Source organism: Pseudoalteromonas sp. SR43-3, assembly GCF_014163875.1.
Classification (GTDB): Bacteria; Pseudomonadota; Gammaproteobacteria; order Enterobacterales; family Alteromonadaceae; genus Pseudoalteromonas; species Pseudoalteromonas distincta.
Window position 1 is genome coordinate 55,263 of sequence record NZ_JACJEC010000009.1, and the last position, 19,396, is coordinate 74,658.

The 19,396-nt window shown below is 39.3% G+C and carries 13 protein-coding genes; 7 read left to right on the forward strand and 6 right to left on the reverse strand.

The genetic code is table 11. The features are described 5' to 3' along the window. Positions 1-4: 4 nt before the first annotated feature. Positions 5-1,165 (reverse strand): lipopolysaccharide assembly protein LapB, encoded by a 1,161-nt coding sequence (locus tag H5088_RS12155; RefSeq protein ID WP_182674507.1) that lies wholly within the window; start codon positions 1,163-1,165, stop codon positions 5-7. A gap of 49 nt (positions 1,166-1,214) precedes the next feature. Continuing rightward, positions 1,215-2,348, reverse strand: a complete 1,134-nt coding sequence (locus tag H5088_RS12160; protein ID WP_182752979.1) for a PepSY domain-containing protein — start codon at positions 2,346-2,348, stop codon at positions 1,215-1,217. Between the two features lie 290 nt (positions 2,349-2,638). Here H5088_RS12160 and H5088_RS12165 point away from each other — a divergent pair, with 290 nt between their 5' ends. Together H5088_RS12165 and H5088_RS12170 are read left to right on the forward strand one after the other, a co-directional pair. Then, positions 2,639-3,253 carry a PQ-loop repeat-containing protein gene (locus H5088_RS12165; RefSeq protein WP_182712550.1) on the forward strand — a complete coding sequence of 205 codons (615 nt, stop codon included), beginning with the start codon at positions 2,639-2,641 and terminating at the stop codon, positions 3,251-3,253. A 72-nt stretch (positions 3,254-3,325) separates the two neighbouring features. Continuing rightward, positions 3,326-4,114, forward strand: coding sequence for a PhzF family phenazine biosynthesis protein (locus H5088_RS12170; RefSeq protein WP_182749169.1), 789 nt, complete (start codon positions 3,326-3,328; stop codon positions 4,112-4,114). Between the two features lie 67 nt (positions 4,115-4,181). Here the strand turns inward: H5088_RS12170 and H5088_RS12175 are convergent, their stop codons facing one another. Next, positions 4,182-6,689, reverse strand: coding sequence for a zinc-dependent metalloprotease (locus H5088_RS12175; RefSeq protein WP_182752980.1), 2,508 nt, complete (start codon positions 6,687-6,689; stop codon positions 4,182-4,184). A gap of 288 nt (positions 6,690-6,977) precedes the next feature. On the opposite strand from H5088_RS12175, the gene H5088_RS12180 reads away from it, so the two are divergent. Both H5088_RS12180 and H5088_RS12185 read left to right on the forward strand, forming a co-directional pair. Then, positions 6,978-8,156 (forward strand): efflux RND transporter periplasmic adaptor subunit, encoded by a 1,179-nt coding sequence (locus tag H5088_RS12180; RefSeq protein WP_182752981.1) that lies wholly within the window; start codon positions 6,978-6,980, stop codon positions 8,154-8,156. A 12-nt stretch (positions 8,157-8,168) separates the two neighbouring features. Continuing rightward, on the forward strand, positions 8,169-11,291 hold the full coding sequence (locus tag H5088_RS12185; protein WP_182752982.1) for an efflux RND transporter permease subunit: 3,123 nt from the start codon (positions 8,169-8,171) through the stop codon (positions 11,289-11,291). Between the two features lie 88 nt (positions 11,292-11,379). On the opposite strand, the gene H5088_RS12190 is transcribed toward H5088_RS12185, so the two are convergent. Continuing rightward, a complete protein-coding gene (locus H5088_RS12190) occupies positions 11,380-11,832 on the reverse strand; it encodes a cytochrome c (protein WP_024595584.1) in 453 nt (150 codons plus the stop codon). 225 nt (positions 11,833-12,057) lie between these two features. Between H5088_RS12190 and H5088_RS12195 the strand changes: the two genes are divergently transcribed. Both H5088_RS12195 and H5088_RS12200 read left to right on the forward strand, forming a co-directional pair. After that, the gene (locus H5088_RS12195) at positions 12,058-14,391 is read left to right on the forward strand and encodes a S8 family serine peptidase (RefSeq protein WP_182752983.1); all 2,334 of its coding nucleotides are present in this window, start codon (positions 12,058-12,060) and stop codon (positions 14,389-14,391) included. A gap of 11 nt (positions 14,392-14,402) precedes the next feature. Continuing rightward, the gene (locus H5088_RS12200) at positions 14,403-14,936 is read left to right on the forward strand and encodes a S8 family serine peptidase (RefSeq protein ID WP_182752985.1); all 534 of its coding nucleotides are present in this window, start codon (positions 14,403-14,405) and stop codon (positions 14,934-14,936) included. A gap of 74 nt (positions 14,937-15,010) precedes the next feature. On the opposite strand, the gene H5088_RS12205 is transcribed toward H5088_RS12200, so the two are convergent. After that, complete coding sequence (locus H5088_RS12205) at positions 15,011-15,481, reverse strand: DUF2721 domain-containing protein (protein WP_007377300.1); 471 nt, start codon at positions 15,479-15,481, stop codon at positions 15,011-15,013. Between the two features lie 204 nt (positions 15,482-15,685). Here H5088_RS12205 and H5088_RS12210 point away from each other — a divergent pair, with 204 nt between their 5' ends. Beyond that, complete coding sequence (locus tag H5088_RS12210) at positions 15,686-17,860, forward strand: S9 family peptidase (RefSeq protein WP_182752987.1); 2,175 nt, start codon at positions 15,686-15,688, stop codon at positions 17,858-17,860. A 43-nt stretch (positions 17,861-17,903) separates the two neighbouring features. On the opposite strand, the gene H5088_RS12215 is transcribed toward H5088_RS12210, so the two are convergent. Further along, on the reverse strand, positions 17,904-19,391 hold the full coding sequence (locus H5088_RS12215; RefSeq protein ID WP_182752989.1) for a cell wall metabolism sensor histidine kinase WalK: 1,488 nt from the start codon (positions 19,389-19,391) through the stop codon (positions 17,904-17,906). Positions 19,392-19,396: the final 5 nt, after the last annotated feature.

A 19,396-nucleotide genomic window follows, 5' to 3' on the forward strand; every position in this document is an offset into this window, starting at 1 on the left:
TAAGTTACTTATCCATCTGCAAGGATAGTAACTTAGCTTGATATACATCGATTTTTTGGTTATCACGTTCTAGTTCGATAGCTTTCTCAAGTAAGGTTTGTGTTTGTTTAATATTACCTTGTTGATAGCGAACTTTTGCGAGTTCCAAGTATAACTCAGCAATGTAAGGCGCTTTAGTAATCGCTTGCTCAAGGTGTGCTTTAGCCTGATGAGCGTGGCCAGCTTGTAAGTCGTTTTTAGCGATTACTAGTAATTCGTATGGGTCTTTTTCTTTATTAACTAATTGTGAAGTGAGCTCTTTAACCAGCTCTTTGTCGCCTAATTTTTTAGCTAAAAGCTGATAGTTTCTGATTAAATTAATACTTATTTCATTATTACTAAGTGCTGTTTGATAGATGTTTTTAGCGCTTTGTAAATCACCAGCCCGACGATGCAAAATGCCCGCTATATTAAATAATTCAGGATCATTGGGAGTGTATTTGTTTGCTTGTAGAATAAGTGAGTAAGCAATATCCAGCTGTTTGTCTGCTAGCGCTGTTGCAGCTAAATTACTGTAAAACTTAGAAACTAAATCGTTATAATCTGCACTGCTTGAATAAAAGCTGCGACGGGTAGGAAAGTAGTCGATTAAGGTGCCCGCTCTGAAAAATTCAACAATATTATCATCCTTTTTATCTACTTTTGGGGCGTATACTCTTGTTCTAAAGTGGCTTGCTACATAAACAACATTATTTTCTTTTGCGTATACAGGCTGACTTGTTACTTCTTGAAAGCTCGTTTCTAATCCGAGAGCTTGTGCATAGCTTTGTGTTAAAACAGCTAAGCTAATGCAGTTGCCTTGCGAAAGTTTTAAGGCTTGGGCTGAAGTAAGTGTATCGCCGTGGTATTTAAAGTTAGCTAAGTTGCTTTCGAGGTAGTTGTAAATAATGCGGTCATGACGGATTTCAGACTGTTTTTGTTTTTCGGCATAGGCTAAAAATTTTTCTTTTTCAGCATTTGGCAGCTCGAAAATACTGTACTCAGAAGGAGTGTCGAGTTTATTAAACAAAGAATGGTTTAATAGTTGTTCAAGCTCTATTTGTTGTTCTACTTGGTGAACCTTGGTTGTGTTACATCCAACTAAATATAAAAAAGTAATACAGACTGCTATTTTATAAAACATCATAAACCCACTCCATTGTTAAATTTTACATTACAATGTGGTGGGTTTTTAATCAAGCACTTGCTGTACTGCGTTTACTTGAGCGATTTTTTTGTGATTGTTTTTTACGTTTACGGCGGGTAAACCACAAGTAAAAACCAGTACCTGCTAGCCACACTGGGCTTAAACCAATTACGCACCACAGTATTTTACTTATTAGCCCTGCAAAGTAGCCAAAATGAAGTTTTCTAAAACTATCAATTACTTGCCAGCCAACGCCTACTTCGCGAATATCCCAGTTAGTTAAATGTTTGCCTGTTTGTTTATCGTAGCTAACCGTATTGGCATATTCGCTCGCAAGTGGGTTGGCGGTATCGACTTCGCCGAATAAGGTAATGTTTTCGTCAGGCTCGAGTGGCATAACTAAAAACGTACCATTAAAAGTGGGTATTTGCTTTTTACTGTCATCGAGTATGTGTTGAAACGAAATATCGCTATTGTGCAAGTTTTTGGTTAGTACAAAGTGCTCTTCCTCAGCGTGTTCAATAACTTCGTGATACCACACCGCCCAGTTAAAGTAGCCACCTGTGATAGCTAAAATAATAATGATGGGCGACCCTATCACCCCCGTCATTTTATGAATGTCGCTAAGTACAATTTGCAGTGTTGCACGCCAGCGCACACTAAATAGGCGCTGCCAAAATTTACGATAAATAATAAGTCCTGTAATACCTAATACCAATAAAAACAGAGCAAAAAAGAAGCCTAGTACTGTGCCTGTTTGACCTGGCAGGTTTTTAAAGTCGTTAAGTAAAAAGGTGTAATGCAGTTCTAAAAACCAATCAGTAAAATAATGGCTGGTACCAACAGGCTCTGACAAAATGTCACCCGTATACTGGTTTAAATGAAACTTATACCATTGCTCTGTCCCGCGTTTAACTAAGTAAACCCGATCAGCAGTATCATCGTTAAATATCTCCCAACTACCTACTACATACTCAGGGTAAGCAAGCTCTGTTTTTGCGATTAATTTGTCGATTGGCATGCGCTCTGGCAGTGCTTTTACAACATAGTGACTGCTTGGCATAAGTAAGCCATCTATTTCACTTTTAAAAACTAATACGCTCCCTGTAATACTAATAACAATCAAGGGAATGAGAGCTATAAGAGCGATCCAACTGTGAATTTTAAAAAGAGTTTTTCTCATAGATAGTTTTATATATTGCAGTTAATGACTTGCGTATGATAACAACTATCATTTTCATTTGATAGCTTGTGAGTAGGTTTCCTATTAAATAAGTAAACCGTGAACTTAATTCTACGGTTTTTGTATACCTAGCTTGCCAGTACCTAAAATAAGAATGTCTTATTTAGTTGAGTTAAATTTACGCGGCTCTACAATGCCGCGCTCATAGTAAAAGCCTTTTAAAAACAGATGTTTATTAAATGTTTTTATTTCTGTTTTTAATTAACATTTATGTAACGAGCGAGGTTGCTTTGGTGCATTATTTGCCTATATTGTCTTCTTTTATTTTGGTTTTTAGTTTTTTACCATTACTAAACAAAATTCGAAAAAATCGTAGTGTCTCTGGTTTGTCACTATTAATGATGGCATTTGGATTAGCACAAAGCCTTTATTTTATAACCTACAATATTTTCTTTGAGCGCTATTATATTGCGTTACCATTTATTGTAACCGGTGCGTTAAGCGGGCTTATTTTATATTTTTTTGCACGTTTCAATGCAGCTAAACGAGAACGTGTACAGCTGGTTACTATGCTAGGTTTTTCGTTACTGCCTTTTTCACTGCTTTTAAATTCAAGCCTTGATACTGCAACGGTATTAAGCGCTTTAACGTATGTTGGTCTTGTGATGAGTTCGGTACGTGTTATGCCGCAAACTTATAAAACATTGCGTACGGGTAATGTGAGTAATTTAAGCGCGCGCTACTTTAGCTTGCAGTTTATTGCTGGTATTTGCGGCTTAGTTGTTGAGCTTACGACAGTTGCTCCAAGCACGGCGCACTTACTTATGTTTATTATGCTATTGCTTACCAATGCTGTGCAATTTGGTTGTATGCAATACTATAGAATGCGACCTGTAATGGCTTAAAGCAAAAATAAAAGTGCTAATTTAGTTTAGGTATGGCAGTTTTAAGCTATTAATCATTACAAAGTTTAAACAATGCAATTAGCTATTCATCAAATTGATGCGTTTACGAATGAGTTATTTAAAGGTAACTATGCGGCAGTGATCCCACTAGAATCGTGGTTAAGTGACGATTTAATGCTAAAGATTGGCGCTGAGAATAACGTATCTGAAACTGCTTTTACCTGCCTGCAAGACGATGGAAGCTTTGTTATTCGCTGGTTTTCGCCGTTGATGGAAATCAACTTTTGTGGTCACGCCACACTTGCGGCTGCCTATGTTTTATGTGAAGAGCATAATATATCGAAAATTCGCTTTGTTGCTGATGCGGTGGGCGAGCTAATCGTTAATAGAAACGCTGATGGCAGCTTTGCAATGACCTTTCCTAAACAAGCACCGATTGAGGTACAAAATGTACCGCAGCAATTGCTTGATGGCTTGTCTATACAACCGATTAAGGTTCTTAAAAATCGCCAAGCTTACTTTGCTATTTATGAAAATGCCGATCAAATACTTGAATTAAAAACTAACTCCGAGCTTTTAAAAACGCTTTATCCACTAGATGTAGTGGCTACAGCACCTAGTGATGATTACGATTTTATATCTCGTTATTTTTGGCCTGCAAGCGGTGGCGATGAAGATTATGTAACGGGCTCAATTCATACTGGCTTGGCACCTTACTGGGCGCAGCAATTGGATAAAACTACGTTAAGTGCTTATCAGGCTTCAAGCAGAGGCGGGCATTTAATTTGCAAAGTGGATGATACAACCGTCACTTTGACCGGGCATGCTGTAAGGTATTTAAAAGGCACTATTTATATTTAAACTGTGAATTAAGTTATAAAAAAGGCCACGTAAATTGTGGCCTTGGTTTACTCAATTAATAGAGGTTTTATGCTTCTAGCGCTTTTGCAATTAAGCGATCAATATATTTCTTATGCGCTTTAGTTGCTGTATCTGCACCCCAAGCAACACTGGTATCGGCTATTTGAGTTAGCTGATATAACGCTGCTGTTTTAGCTAAGTTATCGTATTTGCTTGCTTTGCCAAGACCTGCAATTGCAATTAACTGGTTAACATACTCAATTTGTAAATTGTGACTAATAGAGTTTGCGTCTTTGTTTTTCACGAAAATGCTGGCGGTTAAATCTTCCATAAACTGAGTTAGGCTATATTCGTTACCGTACAAAGCAGTATCAGAAATACGCAGTAATACCGCTGGGTGTAATAGCTGTGCAAGTACAGACTTTTGCATTCCTAAAATCATTTGGTGTGCTTTAGGGTCTTCATTTTTGCCATAGTGATTAAAGCCACGACGTTGCAGCTGTAAGTAGCTATAAAGAGGTTGCATGTTTTGTAGTACATCTGGTGCAAATACAAACTTTGCGAGTATATCCATTGCTTGTGTTTGACGCTCAAGCGATACTGGTGTAAATGGTTTATCTGCGTTTGCATCACCCACTACAGCGCGCTCAACGTATACGCCACCAATCTGGCGAGAAACCACACCTGCTTGAGCTCGGTACTGACCAAATAAGCTATTAGCAGAGGTAACAAGCTGTTGGTAAGACTCACCTTTAACCGTTGCTTTATCTTTTAGCTCAGTAAATAGTTTATTAATTAGTGCCATACGATCTGCGCCATAGGCAGCAGGGTTTGACGACAAATCACCAATCATTACACGTGGATCGATATGGCGACCTGGTGTGCGCATATCGTCTGCATCGTTACCAAAGGCAAGGGCATGTTCACTTGAACGAGCAAGTATTTTTTCAAGTCGAGCTTGCTCAGCAGCTTCATCTGCAAGCGCTACGCTGTAGCCATAGTTAATTGCCCAATCATCGTAAGGACCAGGTTTTGTTTGAAAAATATCACCTTGCTGCATACCAATTGGGGCAATGTTAGCGGGTGCATAATCCATTACAGAGCCGGTTACTATGCCTTGGGTTTTGTTTTTGTCGTGTACTTCTTTTTCATCCCACAAAATAGATGATTTCATATTGTGGTTAAGACCTAAAGTATGGCCAACTTCGTGAAGTACTAATTGTGTTAAACCTTGGCGAAGCATTTCTTTATCTTCAATTTTGTCGCCGCTAGCAAGGCCTTTGGCAAGCATTAGATTTTGTTGAATCTCATGCCCAAGAGAGCAATTTAGCTCGCCTGTATTTGTTGTTTCACCGTGGCTCATTGTTCCTTGTGTGAAAAGTGTGTCGTAAATCCAGCGGTTTTTCATAAATGCAAACTCAAGCATAATGTCTGAGCCCAGTATTTCGCCTGTTAATGGGTTAGCAAGTGCTGGCCCGTATCCGCCAAATGGAGGCTTAGGTGACGAAGTCCAACGCAGTACGTTGTAATTGATATCGCCCGCATCCCAGTCTGCATCGTCTGGTTGTACTTTTACCTCTAAGGCATTTTTAAAGCCGGCTTTTTCAAAAGAGGTATTCCACGTTAAAACAGCGTCACGAATAGTATCGCGCCATTCAATGGGTGTGGTGTTTTCTATCCACCAAGTAATTGGTTTTACTGGCTCTGAAAGCGCTGCACTTGGGTCTTTCTTTTGTAAGTCCCAGCGTTTTATAACATCTTGATAAGGTGCCCAATCGGTAGATGTCATTTGATCAAATTGATTTGTAAAATAACCAATGCGCGCATCATCCATACGTGGTGCGTAGTTATTGCTAGGTAGAGCGACAAACGAGTGCTGAACTTTTACCGATACGCTACGCGGGTCGCTTACTGCATTTGAGCCACGTACCGTTGGGCTTGGGTTAGTAAATACGTAATCAACAACTACGTCTAAGTTATTAGGATATGGACGCTGTTTAATAATGCGTGATTTTTTATCGTCTAGTTTACCTACTTTAAAGCGTTCTTTAGCGTTTTTATCTGCTGGATTTGGCGTAGGTGATACTTTGTGAAGTGCTTCGCTTAAAAATAACTTATTTACATTAAATGCTATTTTACCGTCTTCTTCTTTTTCTATTTTAATGCTCGCAAGTACCGCTTCACTAATATTGGCATCACTTGCTTTTGAAATTGCACTACTTTCGTCAAATTTGTAGCGAGGTGTTTTGCTAATAATATCGATACGGTCAAAGTATTTTCTAAATTCAATTAACTTAGTTTCGCGGTACGAACCACGATAATGGCCTGCATCTGTAACGCCATCGACAGTGTGCGCAAAATACACAAACGGCGTATTGAGTTGGGATTCGTTAATCACCATAAGGTGCTTACCGGTTTTTTCGTCTTGATAAAGGCTAAATATACCGGCAAATTCAGTTTGTCCTTTGATCATTTCGCTAAGTGTTTTTGACTCTTTTTCGTCTTTTTTATCGGCTGCAAATGCATGGCTGCCAAACGCTAAGCTAAGCGCAAGGGTGATGCTCGTTAATTTCATTTTGAGACTTTTAATATTTGTTAATTTAATTGGACTGTACGTAAATTAATTTAATTTCGCACATCTTCGCGATGAAATTTAAGTGTTTAACGCTAATTAACTGATATTAAAGAATAAAAGTTTGTAACAAAATATAACGAATGAGGTGAGCTGCATGTAAAGTTATATTCTATAGCCCTAAATAGCAGTGGCATATATTCATTTGTAACAGTTGCTTACAAATGTCACCTTAATGTTTCATATGGCTCTGGTATTATGGCGTTAATAGAATTTTGGGGATAATAGGATATGCAAACAAATTCACTTAGATGGTTTTTTCCATTTGTAGCGCTCATTGTTGGTGTTGTTGGCTTTATGGGAATAAATGCCATTGCACAAGAGCCAGAAAAAAAAGAAGTAATTGATACTCGTCCAACAGTGCAAGTTGAGCCAGTGGCTGCAAACGATCATCAAGTTATTATTAATAGCTACGGTGAAGTAAAGCCTCTTGAAAATACACAGCTCTCGGCGCAGGTGTCGGGCGAGGTGTTAAGTTGGCATCCTAATTTTGTAGCCGGTGGCATAGTTGCTCGCGGTGAAACCTTATTCACTATCGAAAAAGACAACTATGAAGCAGCAGTACTTGTTGCAGAGGCTGAGCTTGCTCGCGCACAAGCGGGTTTAATAGAAGAACAAGCTCAAGCTCAAGTAGCCGAAGACGAAGCCAAGCGCTTTCCAAGTAAAGCGCGCACAGATTTATTTTTACGTAAACCTCAAGTGCTCAGTGCTCAAGCATCTGTTAAGTCGGCGCAAGCAGCATTAAAGCGCGCGCAACGTGATTTGGATAATTGTGATGTTACAGCCCCTTACGACGCATTGGTGATTAGCCGAAATATAGGTGTTGGACAGTTTGTCACTATGGGTTCGCAAGTTGCTGAACTCAATAATATTGAGACCGCTGAAGTGATTATTCCTATCGCAGGGTTCGATAGCGTTTTTTTGCCAGAACGTATTAAAGGTATTACCGCAACGATTATTCAAAAAGGCCTAAACAGCTTCACCCGTGAAGGTGTAATTGACCGCGACCTAGGGATTGTTGATAACGCTACGCGTATGAGCAGTTTAGTAGTGCGTATAGAAGACCCATACGGTCTTAAAAACATACAACCAGCCATTAAGTTTGGCAGCTACGTACAGGTAAATTTTGCAGGTGCAATGCTTAATAATATTTACCGCTTACCGCAAGCTTTAGTTAACAACCAGACTGTGTGGGTAGTAAACGAAAACCAAGAACTAGAGCCACGTAAAGTAACGGTTATTCGTGAAGAGGGTGAGTATTTTTACATTAGCAGTGGTTTAAATGCCGATGATAAACTTGTTATTACTCTACCTGAATACCCGCAAAAAGGAATGCAGGTTAAAATTGCAGGTGTAGCTACAAAACCTGAAAGCTCAGAAACGAGCACTTCAAACACGCAACAGCTGTAGGGTGTAATAGTTATGAGCGAGTCAATACAACAAAAACAAACAGGGCTAATTGCCTACTTTGCTAATAATTCAGTAGCCGCTAATTTAATGATGTTTTTTATCATTATTATGGGGGCTATAAGTTACTTTACGATTCAGCGTCAAATGTTTCCTAATGTAGAGATTAACTACATTAATATTGAGGCTAATTACCCAGGTGCCTCTCCTCAGGAAATAGAAGAAAGTATTCTTATAAAAGTTGAAGAGTCACTTAAAGATATAACCGAAATTAAAAAAGGCGTGTATCGCGCATTTAGAAATGGCGGTACAGCAAGTCTTGAAATAAACACCGATGCAAAACTTACTGATGTGCTTGATAAAGTAAAGTTGCGTGTTGATGGTATTGCGACTTTTCCGGCCGGTATGGAACCGGTCACCATAAGTCAGGTTGAGTTTAGGCAAGACGTAATAGGTATGACGCTCGTTGCTGATTTACCACTTACAGAGCTTAAGCCTATAGCAAACCAAATAGAGGATGAGTTACTACAGTTATCTAACGTGTCGTTAGTGGTAAACGATGTTCCTCTTGATGAAATAGCAATTGAAATAGAGCCTGATACGCTGCGCCAATATAATCTAACCCTTAGTGATGTAATGAATGCGGTACGCCGTTACTCAGCTAACTTTTCGGCGGGGCAGCTAAAAACAGACGCAGGTGTTATTTCTGTTCGCGTCGAGAATCAGTTTTACTCAGGTGAAGAGTTTAGGCAAATTCCGGTAAAAATTGGCGAGTATGGCGCTAAAGTTTTACTACAAGATATTGCAGTTATTAAAGATCAATTTACCGAAGGTGAGCGCTACTTTAAGTTTAATGGCGAAAACGCGGTGTATTTATCGGTAAAAGCAACGCAAGAGCAAAACATGATTCCCGTTGCGGATTCGGTTAAAGCGTTTATTGATCAAAAAAATAAGCAGCTACCGCCAGGTATTCGATTAGAGCCATTAATGGATATGACCTACTACCTAAATGCTCGCCTTGATATGATGAAAGCTAACCTGTTTCAAGGTGCAATTTTGGTGGCAATTATGTTGTCGTTATTCTTGCGATTTAAACTAGCGCTTTGGGTAATGATTGGCTTACCTGTATGTTTTTTAGGGGCCATGATGATGATGCCGCTATTTGGCATTAGCATTAATATTATTTCGTTATTCGCTTTTATAATGGTGCTCGGCATCGTGGTGGATGATGCCATAGTGATAGGGGAAGCTGCCTACACCGAAGTTGAAAAAAGCGGCGGTGGTGTAGAAAATGTTGTGCGTGGCGCTAACCGAGTCGCGACCCCTGCAACCTTTGGTGTGTTAACAACGATTGCTGTATTTGCACCATTCACAATGTCGAGCGGGCCAGAAAGTGCCTTCTTTTATGGTATAGCCGTTGTGGTAATGCTGTGTTTAGTATTTAGTTTGATTGAATCAAAGCTGATACTGCCAGCTCACATTGCTCATACGCACTTTTCGCCGATTAAAAAAGGTGGCTGGCGCGATCGCTTCAATACACGCTTCTTTGGTTTCGTAAATGGCCCATATAAACGTTTTATTGCTAAGTGTGTTGATTGGCGCTGGACTGTTTTGTTTGCTTTTATTGCAATGTTTATAATCAGTATTGCACTTATTACGTCTAATAAAGTACGTACAGTTCCAACTCCTAAAGTGCCGCACGACTTTCCACAAATACAAGTAGAAATGAACGACAACGTTTCTGACTTACAAACCATTGCTGCTATTCGTGAAATAGAAGCTATGGTACTTAGAGTCGATGAAGAAACTGAGCGTGAGTTTGGTCAAAAAATTATTCGTGATGTATTGGTATTTAATCAAGGCAGAACCGAGTCGCAATTACTTGCGCCATTGGTTGACGAAGACTCACGTCCATACAATGCATTTGAGCTTTCGCGTCGCTGGCGTGAGGCTATGCCGTCTATTGCTGGTATTAAGTCGTTAACTATTCAAGACGATGTTGGTGGCGGCGGTGGTAATGGTGGCGGCGAGTTTGGTTATTTATTGTATGGTTCAGACATAGATACTTTAAATCAAGCGGGTCGTCGTTTTATTCAATTACTTCAACAGCAAAAAGGGTTGTTTGATATTAGTTCAACCATAGATCCTGCGAGCAAAGAAGTGCAAATGAGCCTTAAACCAGTTGCATACGATTTAGGCTTAGATTTGGCAGGTATTGCAAATCAAGTGGGTGCTAGTTTTTATGGTGGCGAAGCACAGCGCGTAATCCGTAACGGCGAAGAAGTACGCGTAATGGTACGTTATCCTAAACTGACTCGAGAGGCATTTTCATCGCTTAAACACACCATTGTTACTACCCCGCAAGGTCGAGAAGTGCTTCTTGGTGATGTAGTAGAGCTAACAGAAACGCCAGGTATTAGCTATATACGCCGCGAAGGTGGCTACCGTACTGTGTATGTTTATGGCAATATTGATGAAGAGCAAATTGAGCCAGGCGAAGTGGTTAAACAAGTAAAAGAAAACTTACTGCCACAGCTAATTGAAGAATTCCCAAGTGTTAAATCAGAGCTTGGTGGCGCCATTGAAGAGCAGCAAGCTCAAGCTAATGAGCAAATAATGTTTTTTATTGGCGGAATGATTTTAGTATACATACTGCTAGCTGTTCCGCTTAAAAGCTATTCACAACCGCTTATTGTAATGTCGGTTATTCCGTTTAGCTTAACTGGCGCTATTTGGGGTCATTACTGGTTTGATTTAGATATGAGCTTAATGTCGGGCTTTGGCTTAATTGCTGCTGCAGGCGTTGTTATAAACGACTCCCTAGTAATGACCGATTACGTAAACCAAGTTCGCCGCGAGGGTGTTAGCGTTAAAAATGCAGTAATAGAAGCAGGTTGTGCCCGCTTTAGAGCAATCTTATTAACATCAATCACTACCTTTGCTGGTGTATTGCCCATTATGTTTGAAACAAGCCTGCAGGCTAAGTTTGTAATACCTATGGCAGTAGCACTTGGCTTTGCAGTGATGTTTGCAACGTTAATAACGCTTATATTAGTACCGTGTTTATATATTATTCTAGGTGATATTGGTGCCGTATTTAAACGCCCATTTAAAAGCCGAGCTGTGAAAGTCTCGTAGATAAAAAGCATAAAAAAGCACTGACCGTTATTAACGCTCAGTGCTTTTTATTATCTATTTATTGTTGTTAAACTGGCTACAACAATAATTAATCTTTAAATTGCTTATGGCAATCTTTACAGCCTTTAGCCCATGCACCAAAAGCTTTACCAATTACGGCCTTATCGCCTGATTGAGCCGCTACTGCTAACTCATCCGCGTATTGTTGGAATGCAGTTGCTTTTTTCATAAAAGTATCGTTTTCAGACCAAACAGCAGCAAGTGCAGCTGTGTCGCCTTTATCTGTTCCTTCGTAAAACGCTTCCCATGGCATTTTTGAAAGCGCAGCTGCGTTGTTAGCACGCTTTTTAAATTGCTCTGCGTCAAAAGGTACTTTACCTTTTAACATTGCGCCCATGTCACCAATTTGCACTGAGATCATTGAAAATGCTGCTTGGCGGTATTCAATCGCGTCACTTGGCTCTTTAAATGCAGAATTTGCCGATACGCTAAATGCACACGTTGCCAGCGCTATTGTTGCTAATACTTTTTTTAATTTCATGTTTGCCCCTTTTAAAGTAATTGTTAATCCTGTTTTATATTAGCTTCTTTAAATGTTCAAGTTAATATATGTGCTTAATAATTGTTTCTTTAACTAAGCATACAATGATTACCCTATCGTTACATCTATTGTCTTTATTGTTAATGACTGTAAACGCCTCGTTGTTATTTTGATTGTTGTTGTGTAACGTCACGCCATCATAAAAATAACTAACAAAGAGAGTTTATGAAAAATAATATTTTTAAAATGTCAGCATTGTCTGCTGCAATAGTGGTATCACTTTCTGGTTGTGGAAGTAGTGATGACGATAATAAAAGTAGCGTACCATTAGTTACTGACGTAGCGCCTAAAGCGAGCGATGTAGTTGTTGTAGATTTAAAACAATGGATCCCTGTTACTGCAGAATTTAAAGCCAGCGATAACGATGGCGATGCACTTACATTTAGCTTCACTGAAAATGGTGAAGAAGTGGTTGCAGAAGATGGCGTATTCACATTTAGTCACGGTACTCTAACTGTAGAGGGAACATCATTTACTTATGTTCCAATGACGGATGATGATGCAGTTATTGATTACACTGTAAACGCAAATGGTAAAACGGCTTCTGCACAAATAAACATTTCAGGAGTTGTTGGTGACCCATTAGCAAATCAACAATGGCACCTAAATAATACAGGCCAAAAAGCATACTCATTAAGCGATGAAATGAAGCAGGGCTTAGTTAATTTATATGTAAATCTATTTGGCGATACCGAAGAAGAAGCGCAAGCAAGTGTTGATACTAGTTTTGCTAATGCAGAAGCTACTGGTTTGGTTGCTGGTGAAGATATGAATGTAACAGCCGCTTATGCTCAAGGCGTTACAGGTGCTGGTGTAACTGCTGTTGTTGTTGACTCAGGTATGGAAATTCGCCACGAAGATTTAGTAGATAATGTATTACCAAATCGCTCTTTAAACCTTAACGCTGAAGCGCTAGACCGTACAGACCCTACAAGTACATCAAACAGTGGTGACCACGGAACAAGTGTTGCCGGCTTAATTGCAGCAAAAGGTTGGAATGGCAAAGGCGGCCGCGGTGTTGCACCTGATGCAGGCTTAATCGGAATGAACTACCTTGGTGGAGATAAAGTAGCACAAACTGATTTACTTGCTCATGGCTTCCCTGGTAGTGGTATTAGTACGTCTGAAAATATTTCAGCGTTTAACCGTAGTTATGGTATTACGTTCCCTACGTTTATCGGTTATTCAGAGCTAGATGAGGCAATTGAATCTTACCCTAACCTTAACCTTCGTGATGGTAAAGGTGCGCTAAATATGAAATCTAGCGGTAACTCATTTGAAGACGGTGGCGATGAAGGTTCTTTATGTGCTGACAATGGCGCAAATGACTTAGGTTTAACTTGTTATAATGGCGCCTTTGAGCCAAGCCAAGGCCACCCTTATTATTTAAGTGTTGCTGCAGTAAATGCTAATGGTAAACATACTAGCTATTCTACAGCGGGTGCTAACGTAATGGTGTCGGCTCCAGCGGGTGAGTTTGGTCGTTATGCTCCTGCAATGGTAACAACAGATCAAATGACTTGTATAAATGGCTATTCAGGTTTCAATGGTGGTTCTATTGCAGCATGGGCTGCTGCTTACGGTGAAGAGTTTGCTGCAAGTCAATATCCATTTAACTACCCAGGTCATGCAGATAATGCAAGCTGTAACTATACTTCAACGTTTAATGGTACATCATCTGCTGCGCCAAATGCATCGGGTGTGGTATCGTTAATTCTTTCGGCTAATCCTGATTTAACATGGCGTGACGTTCGCCATATCCTTGCATCAACTAGCACTTTAATTGATGCAGATAATGCTGCTGTTAAATTAACAGTTGGTGAAGGCGAGTTTGTTGCTCATGACGGTTGGATTGAAAACTCTGCCGGTTATAACTTCAATAACTTATATGGTTTTGGTCGTGCAGATGCTGGAGCTGCGGTTTCTATGGCTAAATCTTACGATGTTGCTTTAGGTGAACAAGTTATTACTCAGTGGAGTGGTGTTGGTTCAGCAGTTGCTGAAGACGCACTTGCACTTGAAATTCCAGATAACAATGCAACGGGTCTTACACAAGAAATTGAAGTGACTGAAGAGCTAAGCATTGAAGCAATGCAGTTTAAGTTTGATGTAAGTAATGCTGAAATGGGCTTTGGCTTAAGCGATGGTACACAAACTTCAGCCGGAACAGATTTAGCTATAGAAGTTACATCGCCAGCGGGTACACGAAGTGTATTACTGTCATCTAAGCAAGCTTTATTCTACCCAGCATATAGTTTCACTAGCAGTTGGAGTGTTGGCTATATACTAAAAGATGCAGTAATGCTTTCAAATGCGTTTTATGGTGAGTCGACTAAAGGCACTTGGACAGTTCGTTTACTAGATACGAGCGCAGATAGCTATGCACTTAGTAAAGGTGATGACAATGGTTTAGGTGTAGTAGGTATTAGCAATAATAGTTCAGCAAGTGTTTTAGAGGGTGTGTCTTTACGCGCATTCGGTCACGCAGGTCAAGAGTAAGGATTATGAAAATGAAAGTTAATAAATTAATCGTATTAAGTGCTGCTGCGTGTATGTCTTTTAGCGCTACGGCAAACACAAGCTTTGATAAAGAGCTTCAACTACCAAAGAAGCAAGCACCTAGCTTAAAGTATACTAAAGCTGATTTTGGTTCTTATAAAGTAGAGAAAAATTTACGCTTAGTGCCATCAAGTGTTGCTGCCGATGAGCATGTAGTTATGCAAAAAGGCGACATGGCGGTTGTTAATGTTGCAAGTACATCTGATGTAGTAACTAAAGGGTCATTAGTTCGTAATATTCTTACTAATAACTTAAGTTCTTTATCAGGTAATATTACGGTACTTTTAAAAGATGGTATTACTGCTAGCGACATTGCTGCAGCGGCTGGATTAAAAGTGGTGTCTGTATTTCCTGGTACTAAGATTGCCGTTTTAGCAGTGAATGATGGACAAGACATTTTAGTTGCAGCAGAGCAGTTAAATGCTTCAGGTTATGCTAAAGAAGCTAGAATTGAAGTGCTAGAGACGATTTATACTGCACAATAAGTTATTTTATTAAATAAGCTTATTTAATAAAAACCCCGAGTAACATTAGTTGCTCGGGTTTTTTTTATAAAAAATTAATCGTTTATATCAATATCTGCAAATATCATCCCGCGACGCATGCTTCTAGTTGCTAAGAATACCTCACCAAGTAACGACATAAATGCACATATGAGTAATGCCATTGCTGCTACAAAACAACAAGCAATAGTCACGCCTAAGTTTATAGATTGAATGTGCGATAAAAATAACAACATAACCACAGCGCATACAAGTAATGCGCTTAATACACTTAAACTAAAAGCAATATGAATACATCGAGAACGCTTTAAAAGAGCGCGCAGCTCTGTAGCGAGTGATTTATTAAAGTCCTCGTCAGTACTTACTTTTAATCTGCGTTCTAACTGACGTGCCCTATCGGTAATACGTGCCAAACGATTAGATAAAACACCTAAAGTAGCGGCAATACCCGTGATCAAGAATACTGGGGCAACAGCTGTTTGAATTACTTTAGCCATAGTTAAAATATTTATTACTTCGTTATTCATTCCTACCCTTAATCAGTTGAGCTTGAAAATGACTTATATATCTACAGAGTACCTGATGTAGGCTTATTAAGAAAAGAGGAATTACGTTGATTTACTTTACATAGCTTCACAAAGTAAATCACAACACAGGTTATTTTTAGGTATATTTAATTACTTAATAAAAAATAAAAAACAAAAAACAAAAAACAACAAGGACTTTGACTGATGAAACGTACTCCATTCGCACTTGCTGCATTATCGCTAGCTATTTTAAGTGGCTGTAATCAAGCCCCTGAAGAAACCAAAAAAAATAATACACAAGTTAAAACGGTTCAAGTAGCCCAAGCTATTGCCCCAGTTGCTAAAAAAGTGCCTCATGAGATGACTATTCATGGTGACACACGTGTAGATAATTACTATTGGTTACGTGATGACGAACGTAAAGCGCCAGAGGTGATTAACTATTTAGAAGCTGAAAATACATACACAGATGCAATGCTTGCACATACCAAAACGCTGCAAAGTGAATTGTTTGAAGAGCTAAAAGGGCGTATCCAAAAAGACGATGATTCAGTCCCAGTTAAAAACGGTGATTATTTTTACTCAACGCAAACACGTGGCGATAACGAGTACACTACTTACTTACGCAGCAGCGATTTTGCAGGTACCGATCAGCAAGTTATTTTAGATGTAAATGAGCTTGCGAAAGGCCATGATTATTATGCAGTAAGTGGCTTAAATGTAAGCCCGAATGGCAATTTAATGGCTTATGGCGAAGATACTGTTAGCCGTCGTATTTATAGTATAAAAATAAAAGATTTAACAACCGGTAAATTACTCGAAGATGCACTTGAGGGCACCAACGGCGGTATAGTTTGGGCAAACGATAATAAAACGGTTTATTACATTAAAAAAGATTTACAAACTTTATTAGGTTATCAGGTTTATCGTCATACATTAGGTACACCACAAGCTGATGATGAGCTAATTTACGAAGAAACTGATACCAGTTATTACATGGGTATCAGTAAAAGCAAAGATGAGTCAGAAATTTATATTTGGCACAGCAGCACAGCTGCATCAGGCGTATCGGTACTAAGTGCTGATGATGCTAAGGCAATGCCTAAACGCTTAATTGAGCGCGAAGCAGGGCTTGAATATGAAATATCTAAACTAGGGAATACTTACTACATTGTAACTAACTTAGATGCTGTAAATTTTCAGCTGATGAAAGTGGATATTGATAAAGCTGGTGACAAAGAAAATTGGCAAAGTGTGATCCCTGCGCGCGATGATATTAAGCTCGAAGGCATTGATTTATTTAATGACTACTTAGTTTACCAAGAGCGTGAAATGGGCCAATCAAAGTTGATTGCTCGTCATTTAAAAACAGGTAAAGAGTTACCACTGAGCTTTAACGATAGCGCTTATACAATTGGTACTTATGGTAATAACGATATAGATAGCAGCACGTTACGTGTTTATTACACAAGCATGACTACACCAAGCTCATCGTACGATGTAGATTTAGCGACTGGCGATAAAAAACTACTTAAACAGCAAGCTGTATTAGGTGATTTTGATGCTGATAATTACGCCTCAGAGCGTATTTTTGTAACAGCACGTGATGGCATAAAAGTACCGGTAAGCTTAGTTTACCGTAAAGACGCGTTTAAAAAAGATGGTACTAACCCGCTACTGCAATACGGTTACGGCTCTTATGGCGCAACCATGGATCCTACTTTTTCAAGCACGCGTTTGAGTTTACTTGACCGTGGCTTTGTATTTGCAATTGCCCATGTACGTGGCTCGCAAATGCTAGGTCGTCCTTGGTACGAAGACGGCAAGCTACTCACTAAAAAGAATACGTTTAATGACTTTGTTGATGTAACTAAAGCATTGGTTTCTCAAAAGTATGGCGCAAAAGATGAAATATTTGCGTTAGGTGGCAGTGCTGGTGGCTTATTAATGGGCGCAGTAGCAAACCAAGCACCTGAGCTTTATAAAGGCATGGTTGCTGCGGTACCATTTGTTGACGTAGTAACCACTATGCTTGATGCGAGCATTCCGCTTACAACAAATGAATACGGTGAGTGGGGTAATCCGAACGAAAAAGCGTATTACGATTACATGCTATCTTACTCGCCATACGACCAAGTATCTAAGCAAGCATATCCTAATATGTTAGTAACGACTGGCTTGCACGATTCGCAAGTTCAATACTTTGAGCCTGCAAAATGGGTTGCTAAGCTGCGTGACTATAAAACTGATGACAATAAGTTACTGTTTAAAATAGATATGGAAGCAGGGCACGGTGGTGCATCGGGTCGCTTTAAGCGCCTAGAAGATACCGCGCTAAACTATGCATTTATGCTTGATTTAGCGGGTATTAAAAAGTAGTTACTCTTTATATTTAAATAGATTTAACTCAATAAGGTGCTTTTTAAGAAAGCACCTTTTTTTGTGGTAAATTAAAGCTAAACATAGTGCCTTTACCAATTTCACTTTGTACGTAAATTTCACTATCCATTAGTTTTAATAACCCTCTGCAAATGGCCAATCCTAAACCACCTTGCTGGCGCCCTTCTTTATTAGAATTACTTGCTTGGTAGTGCGGGTCAAAAATAGCATTCAGCTCATCTTCTTTTATACCTACGCCTGTGTCTGATACATGCACAAATAGTTGATTATCGTCACTGCGTTTTACATGTACTGCAATGCTGCCGCCGCGAGGGGTATGCCTAATTGCATTATCAATTAAGTTACTTAACACGCGCTCTAATTTAGCTATATCGGCAACCACAGGAAAATCACAAATCGCAGGTTCTACCGACAAACTAATGCCTTTTTTATCAACGGCTAAACTAAATTTTGCCATGCAATCGTAAATAAGCTCACCTAAATTAAAGGTTTCTTTATTTATACTTATTTCGCCATTTTCTAAGTGAGCAAGCTCAAATATTTGCTCTATGAGTAGCTTTAATTGCCCACAATTATTAAGCGATACCTGCAAGTATTCTTGCTGCTCTTTTTTACTTAGCTGCTCGCCTGACTGATTTAATACTTCTAAAAACCCCTGCAGTGAAGCAAGTGGTGTACGTAGGTCGTGCGATAAGTGAGTTAGTAACTCTTTGCGTTGTTTATCGCCTTGTTCAAGTGCTTTAAACTGCTCGTTAATACGCGTTAGCATGGCTTGAATACTTCGCCCTAAACTATGAACTTCGTTACTTTTTTGCGTTGAATAGTTACTGAGCTTTGTATCGGTAATACTGTAATTAGCCGCTTCAATTTTACTTACATCCCGCGCCAATCGTTGAATAGGGTTGGTAAAAAAACGCAGTAAAATAAGCATTGCAATCAGTAAAAATACAAGTGCTGATCCAAGCCATAAAGCAGCTAGCCATAGCTTGTCATTATTTTTAATTGTGTTTAAAGATGTGTCGTAAGCTTCGCCCCCAATAATTACATATAAGTATCCTTGCAACTTATCGTTATTAAATACAGGCGCGACTGAAAATATTTTTTGTTGCTCTTTATTACGAGGATTATCACCATAAATAGGGGCAGCGCTTGGGTCGTTAATCAGCCTTTTTAAAGGCGTTAAACTAATATGCGTGCGTTTAACTTTCCCCGGCTTTGCTGAGTAAGTAAGAATTTTTCCGGTTTCGTCTACAAAATAAAATTCAAACGCAGGGCCTAATAACATCAAGGTATGAAAGAGGTTTTCAAGCGCTTTATAGTCGTAAACACCTTCTTTTATTAGTGGGTTATCTTGTACTAAATGTTCCGCTAACGCTAAGTGCAGATTTTGTTCGGCGTGGTGTTTTGAGGTGAGTTCCAGTTGCTTGCTCCAGCCGTAAACTAGGGCGCAAATAAAACAAAAAATCACGACTAGCGATATAGCTAATTTTTGATACAAAGATAATTTCATAATAG